Origin of the sequence: Daejeonella sp. (assembly GCF_030695525.1) — a bacterium.
Lineage (GTDB): Bacteria > Bacteroidota > Bacteroidia > Sphingobacteriales > Sphingobacteriaceae > Daejeonella.
On record NZ_JAUYSS010000054.1, the window covers coordinates 25,513 to 39,735 of the forward strand.

The 14,223-nt window shown below is 39.6% G+C and carries 10 protein-coding genes; 2 read left to right on the top strand and 8 right to left on the bottom strand.

Annotated elements, in window-relative coordinates; genetic code table 11:
• Window positions 1-74 precede the first annotated feature (74 nt).
• Entirely contained in the window at window positions 75-1,886 is a 1,812-nt protein-coding gene (typA, locus tag Q8S11_RS12675; RefSeq protein ID WP_305662480.1) for a translational GTPase TypA, read from the bottom strand.
• 259 nt (window positions 1,887-2,145) lie between these two features.
• Here typA and Q8S11_RS12680 point away from each other — a divergent pair, with 259 nt between their 5' ends.
• Window positions 2,146-2,313, top strand: coding sequence for a FeoB-associated Cys-rich membrane protein (locus tag Q8S11_RS12680; protein WP_305662481.1), 168 nt, complete (start codon window positions 2,146-2,148; stop codon window positions 2,311-2,313).
• 140 nt (window positions 2,314-2,453) lie between these two features.
• Here the strand turns inward: Q8S11_RS12680 and ispF are convergent, their stop codons facing one another.
• A complete protein-coding gene (ispF, locus tag Q8S11_RS12685) occupies window positions 2,454-2,936 on the bottom strand; it encodes a 2-C-methyl-D-erythritol 2,4-cyclodiphosphate synthase (protein WP_305662482.1) in 483 nt (160 codons plus the stop codon).
• 5 nt (window positions 2,937-2,941) lie between these two features.
• Window positions 2,942-4,096 (bottom strand): type IX secretion system outer membrane channel protein PorV, encoded by a 1,155-nt coding sequence (gene porV / locus Q8S11_RS12690; protein ID WP_305662483.1) that lies wholly within the window; start codon window positions 4,094-4,096, stop codon window positions 2,942-2,944.
• Between the two features lie 428 nt (window positions 4,097-4,524).
• Here porV and Q8S11_RS12695 point away from each other — a divergent pair, with 428 nt between their 5' ends.
• Window positions 4,525-6,126, top strand: coding sequence for an SUMF1/EgtB/PvdO family nonheme iron enzyme (locus Q8S11_RS12695; RefSeq protein ID WP_305662484.1), 1,602 nt, complete (start codon window positions 4,525-4,527; stop codon window positions 6,124-6,126).
• A 112-nt stretch (window positions 6,127-6,238) separates the two neighbouring features.
• Here the strand turns inward: Q8S11_RS12695 and Q8S11_RS12700 are convergent, their stop codons facing one another.
• The 5 genes from Q8S11_RS12700 to Q8S11_RS12720 all read right to left on the bottom strand — a co-directional run bounded on the left by Q8S11_RS12700 (window position 6,239) and on the right by Q8S11_RS12720 (window position 14,221).
• Window positions 6,239-8,479 carry a TonB-dependent receptor gene (locus Q8S11_RS12700; protein WP_305662485.1) on the bottom strand — a complete coding sequence of 747 codons (2,241 nt, stop codon included), beginning with the start codon at window positions 8,477-8,479 and terminating at the stop codon, window positions 6,239-6,241.
• A 48-nt stretch (window positions 8,480-8,527) separates the two neighbouring features.
• The gene (locus Q8S11_RS12705) at window positions 8,528-10,960 is read right to left on the bottom strand and encodes a bifunctional YncE family protein/alkaline phosphatase family protein (RefSeq protein WP_305662486.1); all 2,433 of its coding nucleotides are present in this window, start codon (window positions 10,958-10,960) and stop codon (window positions 8,528-8,530) included.
• Window positions 10,961-11,168: 208 nt separating this feature from the next.
• A complete protein-coding gene (locus Q8S11_RS12710; protein ID WP_305662487.1) occupies window positions 11,169-11,852 on the bottom strand; it encodes a gluconate 2-dehydrogenase subunit 3 family protein in 684 nt (227 codons plus the stop codon).
• Between the two features lie 4 nt (window positions 11,853-11,856).
• Complete coding sequence (locus Q8S11_RS12715; protein ID WP_305662488.1) at window positions 11,857-13,596, bottom strand: GMC family oxidoreductase; 1,740 nt, start codon at window positions 13,594-13,596, stop codon at window positions 11,857-11,859.
• 124 nt (window positions 13,597-13,720) lie between these two features.
• Complete coding sequence (locus Q8S11_RS12720; protein WP_305662489.1) at window positions 13,721-14,221, bottom strand: acetyl-CoA carboxylase biotin carboxyl carrier protein subunit; 501 nt, start codon at window positions 14,219-14,221, stop codon at window positions 13,721-13,723.
• Between the last annotated feature and the right edge of the window lie 2 nt (window positions 14,222-14,223).

A 14,223-nucleotide genomic window follows, 5' to 3' on the forward strand; every position in this document is an offset into this window, starting at 1 on the left:
AAAACAAATATAATAGAAAAGCCCCGGATTAAATCCGGGGCTTTTCATGTGATATTTTAAATTATTTCGTTTGATTATTGATTCACAAACTTCTTTGCATTGATCTTACGCTCATTCTCAGTCAGATAGATCTTGCGTAAACGCATACTTTTAGGAGTTATTTCAATGTACTCATCGGCCTGAATATATTCCATAGCTTCTTCCAGTGAAAACTTAACGGCGGTAGCGATACGTGCATTATCATCTGTACCTGATGCGCGCATATTGGTTAGAGCCTTGCCCTTAACAACGTTTACAACCAGGTCATTATCACGGATATGCTCACCCATGATCTGTCCTTCATACACTTCAACACCTGGTTCAATGAAGAAACGGCCACGATCCTGTAATTTATCAATTGAATAAGCGGTGGTTGAACCTTTTTCCATGGATACCAATACTCCATTCAAACGACCCGGAATATTACCTTTCCATGGCTCATAAGCCTTAAAACGGTGTGCCATAATGGCTTCACCTGCAGTAGCTGTTAATACGTTATTACGAAGTCCGATGATACCACGTGCCGGAATTTCAAACTCAAGATGCTGAAGGTCTCCCTTAGGTTCCATAATCAGTAATTCACCTTTACGTTGAGTTACCAGTTCAATCACTTTTCCTGAAACCTCTGCTGGTACATCAACAATCAGTGTTTCAATTGGCTCACACTTCTGTCCGTCTATTTCTTTGATGATAACCTGAGGTTGTCCAACCTGTAGTTCATATCCTTCACGACGCATTGTTTCAATCAATACCGATAAGTGGAGAATTCCGCGGCCATAAACCAGGTAAGAATCCGGCGAGTCGGTTTCGAGAACTTTCAAAGCCAGATTTTTTTCCATCTCCTTGTAAAGACGCTCACGTAAACGCTGTGAGGTTACAAATTTCCCTTCCTTACCAAACATTGGTGAATTGTTGATGGTAAACAACATATTCATGGTTGGTTCGTCGATCTTAATTACTTCCAATTGTTCAGGTTTTTCGAAATCGGCAATAGTATCACCAATATCAAAACCTTCGATTCCTACAACTGCACAAATATCACCTGAAGAAACTTCCTGAACTCTGATTTTTCCTAATCCTTCAAATGTATAAAGTTCTTTAATTCTGGATTTTTGTATCTTCCCGTCGCGTTTCACTAAAGAAACTGGCTGATTTTCTTTGATCACACCTCTTGCTACACGTCCGATGGCAATACGGCCTACGAAGGATGAATAATCAAGAGAAGTAATCTGCATCTGAAGGGTACCTTCAAAACTTGGTGCAGGTGGAATATGCTCCAGAATTGTATCCAGCAATGGAGTAATATCTTCAGTCTGTACTTTCCAGTCTTCACTCATCCACCCCTGCTTTGAAGAACCATAAAGAACCGGAAAATCCAGTTGATCTTCAGTAGCTTCAAGATTGAAGAACAATTCGAAGATTGATTCATAAACCTCTTCCGGGCGACAGTTTTCTTTGTCGACCTTATTAACAATAACAACTGGTTTTAATCCCAATGAAAGGGCCTTTTGAGTCACGAAACGGGTTTGAGGCATAGCGCCTTCAAAAGCATCGACCAGAAGGATAACCCCATCAGCCATTTTCAATACCCGTTCAACCTCACCACCAAAATCGGCGTGTCCCGGAGTATCAATAATATTAATTTTGACACCCTTATAGTTTACAGAAACATTCTTCGAAACAATGGTAATACCACGTTCACGTTCAAGATCATTGCTATCCAGTATCAGATCCCCGGTGTCCTGATTATCACGGAACAAATTGGTTTGGTGTAAAATTTTATCAACCAATGTAGTTTTACCGTGGTCAACGTGAGCGATGATCGCTATATTCCTTATTTTTTGCATTAAAAAATTATTCTTGAATTTTTTTGCAAAGGTAGGATTTAATAAGGAGATTTTTGCAATATGTACCAATTCAGTAAGATAAAGGCTTCGTAATTAGGCTGCTTTGCAAAAAGCAAAGCTTTTCTGTAGCGATTGGCGGCGTATTGGGGCAGATTTCACTATCAATCTTCAAATAAATTGTGGATAAACTTATTTTGCAACACTACATAATTTACCCTCGCCTGACCGGAAATTGTCAGATATTCTGTAACTTTGATGTATGGATTATCAGCTGATTTTGGTTATTCTGCTCTTCATCCTGGCCATTATTTATATGAGCCGTATGGTCTATAAAAGTATGAACAGCAAAAAGGGCTGCGCAAGCAATTGTGGCAAATGTGCGGCAGACTTCACTGAACTTAAAATTCCTGATTCAGGGAAAAACTGATTCCGATTTTTATGGTAACATATGGACTAATAACTCTTAGTTGGTTAGTGATTAGTTGGTTAGTTGGTTAGAAAAAGCCTGCTGAAATTTTGTCGTGTCCCATCGACAAATCGTCTCATTGACAAATCGCCTTTCATTTGCTAAGAGACTTTCTCAATCAAGCAGACCGCATAAGCAACCAAACCTTCTTTTCTGCCAATAAAACCCATTGTTTCATTTGTGGTTGCTTTGATTGATATATCATCCTCGCTAATCCCGGCAGCCTCAGCTATTTTAAGCTTCATTTCTGGGATGTGTGGATTTATTTTAGGAGCTTCCAAACATAACATGGCATCAATATTTCCAACAGTCCAGCCTTTTTGATTAAGTAATTCGACACATTCTTTCAAAAGAATCAGGCTGCTGATACCTCTCCAGCGATCATCTGTATTCGAAAAATGATATCCAATATCACGCAAGTTTGCCGCACCCAGCAGCGCGTCACAAATGGCGTGAACCAAAACATCCGCATCAGAATGCCCGAAAGCCCCTGAATGATGATCTAATTTAACACCTCCTAAAACAAATGGATGATTTTCAACTAATTGGTGTACATCGAACCCAAATCCAACCCTGATTTTCATTTATATTATTTTTCGAAATTAAACACCAGTGAAAAGCGCAATGTCTGTGCTAAAGGACTGGTTTGTTGATTTGCCAGCAAATATGCGAAATCAAGATTAAAGACATTGTATTTTAAGCCGACACCGAGTGTCAGGTATCTTCTGTCACCTTTAGTTGGTGCTTCATAAAAATACCCTGATCGAAGTGCAAATTGTTTATTATACCAGTATTCTGTACCAAGCGAATAACTGATCTCACTAAATTCTTCAGAAAAACCACCCGGAGCATCACTGAAAGAACCGAAAATTGCAGCAGGAACAGAACGGTCAGGGTCTTTCCCATCAATAATATTTCCATTGATATCCCTGATGGGATTGGTTGGAACAAGTAGCTTGTTCATATCCAGTGCAACTGTAAACTGATTCAAATCATCAAGAAGAAAAGTAGTAGCGGCACCTAGCTTCATATTAGCAGGTAGAAAGGATTTTGTCCCCCCATCAGTGTAACTCATTTTTGATCCGATATTAGACAGGTTCAAACCAAAAGCTAACTCTGCATCTGTGCCCAACAAAACTGTACCAGTTTTATAATAAGCCGAAGCATCTGCCGCAAGTGCGGTTGCAGGCTGTATATCCTGTCCGTTGAACTGGCCGTTACTTAAACTTGACCGAATGTATCTTAAAGCGGTTCCCAGAGAAAATCCCTCACCAAATCTTCTGGAGAAAGAACCTTCAACAGAAAATTCATTCGGGCTGTATACTCCAATGTCATTCTGACTATTATCTGTAAGTTGTATTGACCCGTATGAAAAATACCTTAATGCCCCAGCTATTGTATTTCTCTCATCCAAACGATGGTAAATGGATATATAACCCAAATCGACATCAGGAACCAGATTTCTAAGCCAGGGAGTATATGAGGCTGAAATGCCAGTGGGTTTATCAAGAAAGGCCAGCTTAGCCGGGTTCCAGTGCATGGAATTAGCATCAGGTGAAATTGCTACTCCGGCATCACCCATAGCACCTGAACGAGCATCGGGTGTGATTAGTAAAAATGGAGCTGCTGTCTGAATGGTATTAGTCCGTTTTCCATCTGACTGGGTTGGCTGTGACATAGCCAAATCAGGCACACAGACAATGAAAACGATAAAATAATTACAAAACGAGAGTTTGTTAACCATTAATATTGAAAAAAATCAGCCAAATCTACACTTTACAGTGTTTTAAATATAGGTATTTAAAAGAATTATTTCCCATTGAACCGGATAAACTAAGTTAAAATATAAACCGGGAAATCAAATGTAAACTGACCAGCATGGAATCTTTAATCTTTTAAAATAACTTGAATCAATTACTTGATTTACAGTCTATTAATTTTATATATTTGATTAGACCAGTGTATATTTAAAAAGTACATTAAAATAATATTTATTATAAAACGTTTGGAAAATGATTTAACGTATATTGTTATGTAACCTTATTCAAACTTTTTTCGTTAGAACAATAAAGCCATATCCTGACATTAGTTAAGACAAAAAAAAATCCATTGGGGATATAAGTCCAATTTTGTACTTTTAGAAAATATATGCTCCAATTACATCGAATAGTAATGAAACGAATTTCAATTTATTCTTTAGCTGCCATAATTCTTCTTGGGATCTTATCATCCTGCAATAAAAAGACGGGTCAATCTTCTAAAACCGGCATGGCTTATAATAATAAGTACAATGGTGGTTTCGAAGTTAACAGCAAAGTGAAGGCTGGACCGGGTCCGGGTTTGATCGCAATTGAAGGCGGAACTTTTGTAATGGGCGGAAGTTTAAACCAGGATTTGGGTTATGAGTTTGATAATGTGAGACGCAGGGTAACTGTTGCCTCTTTTTATATGGATGAAACTGAGGTGTCAAACGTAGACTGGCTCGAATATCTTTATTGGATAAGACGAACTTATGCCAATGATGCAGAATATTATTACAATGCACTGCCAGATACACTTGTTTGGAGACAACCTCTTTCCTATAATGAACCCTATGTAAATAATTATCTGCGTCACCCGGCCTTTCAGGATTACCCGGTAGTTGGGGTAACCTGGGAACAGGCAAATGCCTATTGTGAATGGCGAACCGATCGTGTTAACGAAGAGATCTTACGATCAAAAGGTTATTTAATCGATTATAAGACACTAACAGCCGGTGCGGGCAAAGCAGGAACTGCTGCCACCGTTTCAACATCTGCAGATCCTTTCAATACCGATATTTACCTGAACGGGCAGTATCGTGGCGAAGGAATTGATGGAAAAAAGATGAAAAAAGATTTAAATCCAAGCGCAGTAGCTACCGGAACAACTCCCAATGCAAAAGGGGTTGTCAGACCGGTACGATTGGAAGATGGGGTATTAAAACAACCTTATCGTTTACCAACCGAGGCAGAGTGGGAATATGCAGCCCTGGCCCTGGCAGGAAACACTGAATACGAAAATATTGCCGACGGCAGGATTTATCCATGGAATGGCCTTGGTGTAAGGTCTCCAAAAAAACGTACTCAAGGAATGATTCTGGCCAACTTTAAGCGTGGAGAAGGTGATAATATGGGTACAGGCGGATACCTTAATGATAAAGCGGATATAACTGCTCCTGTAAGAAGTTATGTTCCAAATGATTTCGGCTTATATAATATGGCAGGAAATGTCAATGAATGGACTGCCGATGTTTATAGGAAATTAAGTTTTGAAGATTTCAATGATTTCAACCCATTTAGAGGAAATGAATTTGTGAATAAACGCTTATCAGACAGAGATAAGGGTATTTATGCTAAAGATAAATATGGTCGTCCGATAAAGGACCCTGCAAAGACAGGCAAAAAACAAAAATGGTCAGAACTACAAAATGATGTTACAGCAATAGATTCATCCGCAATTGCAGGTAAACCCTACAATCCTGATTTCCGCGGCCATAAGGATACTGTAGTAACAGACCTTTACGGAATTACCACGCTGGTGAATGATCGCTCAAGGGTTTATAAAGGTGGATCATGGAATGACAGGGCCTACTGGCTAAATCCTGCTACCAGAAGATTTATGCAACAGGATGAAACAAGTGCAGAAATGGGTTTCCGTTCTGCTATGACTCTGGTTGGTGCGCCTGAAATTATGACTAAAGGCAAACCCCAATTTAGCCAGCCTAAATCAAAAGCTCAGAGTAAATCAAGATAATGAAGCTGAAAGTGGAAAGCTGAAAGTGGAAAGCTGAAAGATAAAAGCTAAAAGCAGAAAGCCCCGAATAATCAGCATTTGGGGCTTTTGATTTTTAAAGCCAAAATTGCTGTCAGAAATCAAATGAAAGGCTCGTCCAAAGACTTCTTCCAACTGAATTTATTCCGCTGCCATGAGTTCGGTAATCGGCATTGAAAAGGTTTTGAGCACTCAACCGTAATTGTGCTTTCTTCAATGTATATCCTGAATAAATGTTAAGAACCTGCCATCCTGGTGTTCCACCTGCAGGAATCCTGTTATCATCTTTATCACCCTGAGCAAGACGATCTTGTTTGTCGGCCCAGCCCAACTCAGCCTTCATATAAAATTTATTCATTTTATACTTCATTGAAACATTTCCATTAAACGGGGGTACTCTTCTCAGTGGCTCTCCTTTAGAGATATTTCGTCCATGATTAAATGAAGTAAACAAATCAAAGAACAGATTTTGGGAAACTTGAAATTCAGCAAAGCCCTCTACTCCTTTAATTACCGCATCTTCTGTATTTTCCTTCATGTAAACATTATATCCATCAATTACCTGACCCGTTAGAACTCTGTTAATCAGATCGCTAAGCTGATTTCTATAAAATGCTGTACCAAAACTAACATGCTCAGAAAAATACTTATAACCGATTTCTGAATTATAACTTTTTTCAGGTTTTAGTGTATAAGAAGGAAGTTCATATCTGAAATCTACAATACCCAATGTTCCCATATCGTCAATATTCGGAGCACGGTATCCGGTATTAAATGAGGTATATAAATGATGCTTCCCGACAGAATAATTCAGCCCTGTATTCCATACAAATGCACCAGGGTTAATTTCCAATCGGCCGAGATCCTTATCAGGAATCCTTGCCTGCAACCAGTTGTATCTTAATCCGCCTTCAAGATTAAAATGGCCAAGGGTAAGGTGATGAAGCGAATAAACCGAAGTGTTTGAATACGCTGAATTATCTGGATATAATCCCCTCTGTGTAGTAAGTACTCCACTCAGTGTATTTGTTGTGTTCCTGATACTGTTAACCTTGTCTCTGTAATATTCCAGACCACTGTTTACTGTCCACTTTTTACTCAGATCCGAGAATAATTCAATGCCCAAATTAGAAGTGTTAATCTTATCACTTTCCAAACCAATAGACTGACTAGCGTTCTTTTGACTGTTTCGTTCTTCAACAGTTGCATTTAAGGAACCTGTAATATCTATCCTTCTGAAAATTGATGATTCCTGATCAATACTGTATTTCAGATAACTGAGATTTCTACCCTGAAGCCCCATCTTATTAATGTTGAAATTCTCAAGTTGAACCTTATGATAAACATCAACATCATTTTGCTGTACAAACTGATTAGCAAGAATAAGTTCGGAATTTTCAGAAACTTTTAACTTTAATTTCAGGCTGGCATCCGATTGGGAATAGCCGGAAGGTGATTGTCTGCCGGTAGTGTCCCCGCCTATCAGATCCCCAAAATTCTTTACTCCCAAAATTCCTGAAAGAACCACTCTCTTGGTGGAATAGGTCAATTCTGTGCTTCCAGTTTGTTCCATATTACCACTCCCAAATCTTCCTGAAACACTTCCTTTAAAAGAATTTTCAGTTGTATAGCCCGGATCCTTTGTGAAAATCTGTATAACCCCGCCTATGGCATCAGATCCATACTGAACAGAGCCACTTCCTCTCAGAACTTCAATCTTATTTACTGAGAATGGATCAATAGTATTCAAGTACTGATTGGGGCCATATCTGAACGTGGAATTATTTAGTCTTATGCCATCAATAAGGATCAAAGTTTGATTGCCGGTTAAACCCCTAATAAATGGAGAACCACCCCCATGGTTTGTTTTCTGAACAAAAACACCAGGGATAATATTTAAGGATTCAGGTATGGTGCGTGGGATATTTTCAGATTGCGCAGGCAAATTTAATACACTGGAGGCAAATGGCAAATTAGCTGAAGAAGTATTCCGGCGTGAGGCGGATAAAATCTGAACTTCAGGAAGGGAACCCGATTTGGAAATAAGGAATAATTCAAGAGTGAGATCCTCATTATCCAGAATCACTGTAGATTGATACGGCTCAAAACCAACATAGCTAGCTTTAATTATGTATTTGCCTGGAGGTATGTTCTGAAAACTAAATACTCCCATCTCATCTGACGCTGCTCCTATTGAGCTTGCACCTTCAAGCCTGATGCTCACCCCAATCAAAGCGTCTTTTGTATTCTGTGAATATATTTTCCCTTTAATACTCTGACCGGAAAGATTTCCGGAAAGAAATACCATTGACAGAAAAAATAAAATTCTCGCCATAATTAATGAATTAAAGAAAGTAGAAATGGTTTAATGGTTTAGCGATAATTAGTCATCAGCATTCATTTTTTGCTCCAGCTTTAGAAATGCACTTCTGCGCGGAGCAGGCATTACAGAATCTTCGCCCATAACTGATTTCCAAACCACCTCGTTTAAATCCAGATCAGGAGCGGCATCTTCTCTCGCGAAATTCCACTCATGAGATCGCTCTGCACTCTTATTCCATACCATATTGCGCTGTTCTAAATCAACATTAGATGGCTTCACCTTGTATGGCCTATAATCGGGTATTGAGGTAAAACATTCAGAAAGTGGAACAGCTGCAGCATCATACTGACTCATTGGAGGTAAACCCAATATCAGCTCCATTGTCCTGAGCATGCCCGATGTTGAATACATATTACTGTTTACTGAATTCCGTTTGGTATAAGGGCTAATTACAAATGCAGGTGAGCGGTGTGCATCTACGTGATCTGGACCATTCTGTGCATCGTCTTCAAGAACAAAAATTGCAGATTCCTTCCAGATACTGCTGTTTGAAATATGTTCCACAAGCTGCCCTAATGCTAAATCATTATCTGCCACCTGTGCTGTAGGAGTTAGTTTTCCTATCCTTTGTCCACTGGTATGATCATTCCCTATCCGGATAGTATTGAACTGTGCCACTGAATTGATTGCAAGCAATGAATCGAAATCAGATTTAAATGCAACGATCCTGTCAATATCCTTTATATCCAGATTATAGGGTGCAAATTTTGTTGCAATATTACCAATAAGCGACTCTGTAGTTGGGCCATCCTTGGTCACAAATTGTCCATAACTACGGTAACTGATTCCTGCACGCTTGCAATAATCCCAGATATACCCATCCCGGGGATAGGCAATTTTGCGGCTACCCTCATAATCATAGGTACCACCCCTACTGCCATAACTGGTGGGCCATGTTTTCTCGGTATAATCGGTTGCATAAGCTGCCGTACTCCAGTTATGTCCATCTGCACTTACTTCGGCATCCACATAGAAATTATCAAGCAAAACAAACTCCCTTGCTAAAGCATGGTGATTAGGTGTTACTCTCTCGGGGAAAATACAAAGTCCGGGGTCTCCGTTACCTTCCTTCATATCTCCTAAAACCTGATCATAAGTACGATTCTCCTTGATCACATAAAAAACATATTTAATTGGCGATTTACCCCCCTGAATATTGGGCACAGGATTATCTTTAAGACCCTTTGAAAGAGTTTCAGCTTGCTTGTTATAAGGAGTATTGGCATAAACCTGTTTTGAATAAGAGTCCAGTTTTGAATCATCCGGCTGATCGATAATCGAAAGCGTTCCTTTAAACAGCGATCCGATATACTGTACTTCCCTTTGCTCAGTGATACCGGTATGTAAGCCACTGTTATCGGTCTTTTTTACAGGTTGAGGACCGTATGGGTTAGGCATTGAATTGAAACCTTTTCCATTTGAAACAAATATCTTTTTTCCGGCTACCCGAACGTTAGTTGGGTACCATCCTGTAGGAATAAAACCTTTCGAACTGCTTTTCCCTGGTTTGGAAACATTAAAAACTGCAAGACAATTATTATCAGCATTTGCCACATAAAGTGTTTTTTCATCTTCTGAAAGTGCAAGACCATTGGTTGTTGAACCTGTCAGCCTGGTTGGATAAAGTGCGGTGGAGATTACTTCAATAACTTTACCAGCCTGGGTATCGATAACAGAAACTGAATTATCATTTGCATTTGCTACGAATAGATATTTACCGTTCCTGTTTTGAATAATTTCATTGGGGTGGTTCTCGGTAAATATCTCTGCAGTAACACGGTTGGTTTTCGTATCATAAACCGCGAGTTTATCTGAACCCCACAAAGAGATGTATAGCTTGCTTTTATCAGGTGATAATAAACAATCGTATGCTTCTGCGCCAAGCTTAACTTTGTGCAAAAGTTTCTTTGTTGAAAGATCAAAAACGTAAAGTGAATTATTTTCTTTGGTTACAGTATAAAGTCGTTTGCCGGCATCATCAACCTCTAAGCCAGTTGGACCAATTTTTTCGACCGGCCAGGGCTTGCCCAATACAAGTGTATCTGCGGCCGTTAATTTTCTATTGACTATTTGATAAACCAATATTATATTATCATTTGCACCAGATGCATATAACTTCTTTTCATCTGCGCTGAACTTAAGTCCATACCATGCCTTCCCGATAGGCTGTTCATGCAGTATTTTTTCGCCTTGCGGATCAATCAATTGTATACTGTGTTTGCTCTGTCCATTATTAGTTACGGCCATCAATCTTTGAGATTCAGAGATCTGAATATTCAGTGGGAGATCACCCAATTGAATTGATCGCCCGGCCGGACTTAATGACCAGCCATTTGGCAGGAGTACTTTTGAAGGGTCTTGACTATTAGGAACTGTCTGGCTTATGCCCTTATTAGATAGCAACAACAAACAGATAATCAATAGGGTAGGCATGAATAACCCAGGGCTTTTTTTTATAATAATCATAGCGAAAATGTATTTCTTTTGGGTAAAAACAAGAAATTGTTAATACTTCATTCCGTAAAAGAACTTAGTTAATATGAACATTACATTAACTGAATATGACCATTAAAACATGTTCATATTAATGCAGATTCAATCCTTGATTTATTAAAGAAAATTAGGAACCAAACGCAATAGGTTAACTATCCCAGGTCATAATTTTCCCCCGATCCTCAGCCTTCAGACACTCGGCAAGAGTCTTTTCATCATATTCAAGGTCATATTGCTTCAATACATCATCGGGAACCCCATCCCATGCATTAGGTTGATTTCCTTTATATTGCATATCTTCAATACCTTCTTTACTTGTAAAAAATCCGGTAGCTGTCAGGTTACGCATGGTATTGAAGAAACTTACTCCTGCAGCATTCTCAGGAGCTGCTTTCTCAGGGAACGCGATGAGTTCAACAAGTTCAATCTGTTGTGCTTTAGTAGCCTCAGTAAATGATTTTTTGAAAAGTTTAAGCGACTTCACATCCAGCCATTTCAAACCACCTCTCATCGGAATCTTATACCGGGGCTGATCTTTTACGATAAATTCAATAAAATCAGGCACTTTAGCCTCACTTGCACTCCCCGAATTTTCGTCGCGTGGGATGATGATATCGCATAAAATGGTAATTGTACCCATTTCAGCTGCACTGAAGAACTTTTCGGCCATCAGCTTTTCATCAATCAGCTTTTCTTCAGGTGTACGGCCATATACCACGGTCTTTTCTTCTCCGGAAGATTGTGTTCCTTCTTTTTTATCGCAGGATGTGAGTAGTGTACCGACGCTCACTGTTCCAACAGCCAGCGCTTTGAGTGAATCTCTTCTGTTCATCTGATTAAATATTTTGCTTTTTTAACTGATCAACGATATACTCCGAAGCGCGTAAGGAGAGTGCAAGAATAGTCCAGGTTGGATTTTTATCAGCCTGAGAAACAAATGCACCGCCATCAACTACAAAGAGGTTTTTTACGTCATGGGCCTGATTGTATTTATTTAGCACCGACTTATTCTTGTCATTACCCATCCGGGTTGTTCCAACTTCGTGAATAATCCTTCCGGGTGCTTCCAGGCCATACTTCTTATCCGCTCCTGGTTTTACCCCACTCGCAACGCCTCCCATTGAATCGATAATTTCCTCAAAAGTATCCTGCATATGTTTGGCTTGCTTTACCTCCTGATCAGTCCAGTTATAATTAAATTTCAAGACAGGAATTCCATATTTATCTACAACTTCAGGATCAATTTCACAATAATTCTCTATTCTGGGGATACTCTCTCCGCGACCGGCAAATCCAACAGTTGAACCATAGTATCTGCGATAATCATCTTTCAAAGAGGCTCCATAACCCCCTGCAGCCTTCATCTTTCCATCCTTTCCGGGATACATACCATTCATTCTTTCGATCCCAAAACCGAAACCGTATGAAGGCATACCCAGTCCGCCCCAGAATTCAATATGATAGCCGCGGGCAAAATCAAGTTTTTTATTATCAAGCCACCATGGAATATAGAGATGGAGGCCTCCTACACCGTCTTCATTATAACGTTTCCTATCCATCAACTGAGGGATAAATGCGCCACGTGATGCCCCGGTAGAATCGTGGAGGTACTTACCCACCATTCCGCTTGAATTGGCGAGTCCATTTGGATGTGCACTTGATTTTGAGTTCAATAATAATCTCGCAGATTCACAGGCACTTGCTGCAAGAACAACAACTTTTGCATTTACCTGGTATTCCTGCATATCTGTTTTATCTACATAGGATACACCGGTGGCTTTACCTTCACGATCGGTAAGAACTTCGCGTGCCATGGCATTGACATAGACATCAGCATTGCCGGTTTTTCTTGCGGGTTTAACCAGACAGGTTGAAGATGAAAAATCAGCATGTACTGAACAGCCGCGATTACACTGGTTGCAAAAGAAACATGAACCCCGGTCATTATTTACCGGACGGGTTAAAATTGAAAGCCTGGAAGGAATGACCGGGATTCCAATCTTATTTGCAGCCTTCTTAATCATCAACTCATGAAGTCTTGGCTTTGGTGGCGGAAGAAAGTAGCCATCCGGCTCGTTATAAATTCCTTCTTTGGTACCGAAAACACCGATCATTTTATCAATACGGTCGTAATATGGCTTTACATCATCATATCCTATGGGCCAGTTATCTCCCAAACCATCGAAATCATACCGTTTAAAATCTTTCGGACCAAAACGAAGGGAAATCCTTCCCCAATGATTGGTCCTTCCGCCAAGCATACGCGATCTGAACCAGTCGAATTCAGTTCCATTCTTTTTTGTGTAAGGTTCCCCATCAATTTCCCATCCACCATAAGCCGCATCAAAATCACCAAAAGCACGGTTTGTACCGGCGCCTCTGCGGGGTGATTCATAAGGCCATTTAAGCTGGGTTTTCTGTTCAGGATTTGCAGGGTCATAATCGGGGCCTGCTTCGAGCAATGCCACTTTAAGTCCGGCTTCAGTTAGTACTTTCACCGCCATTCCACCACCGGCACCGGAACCTACGATACAAACATCATAAAGTTCACCCTTGGTTTTTATTTCTATTGCCATCAGGACTATTTCTAATTAATTGGGCTTAAATATGTTTGAAAATAAACAATATTTATTTGCGGGAAGAAATATTATTCCAGGAAAACAGCGAATTATTCAATTATAATCAAATGAGGTTTCAGGATCAGGAAAAGACCATCACAACTTGATTCTTTTCGACCTTATCGCCGGGTTTAACTTTTATTGATTTTATTTTAACATCGGCAGGAGCCTTTATGATATTCTCCATTTTCATCGCTTCGAGTACAAACAAATTACCCCCTTTCTCCACTTCATCACCTTCGGAAGCCAGAACCCGGATCACCAAACCAGGCATTGGAGCTTTAACCTCCGGGACCTTGGTAGATTTTAAATTATCCATTCCCAGTTGATGCAGAAGCTCATCAAACTGATCAGACATTTGCATCGAGTAAATATTCGTACCAACCTTAATAGAACATGATTTTTCATCCCTGTTTATACAAATGAGTTCTGCATTATAAGATCTCCCATTGTGAATTACATGGTAGGTTCGATCATTAATTCTGACTATGTCTGCCTTAATGACCCGACTATTTATCTTCGTAATATCCCTTTCTGAATTAACTTCAAAACTGAACTTATCATTTACTTTTACTTTAAGCATAC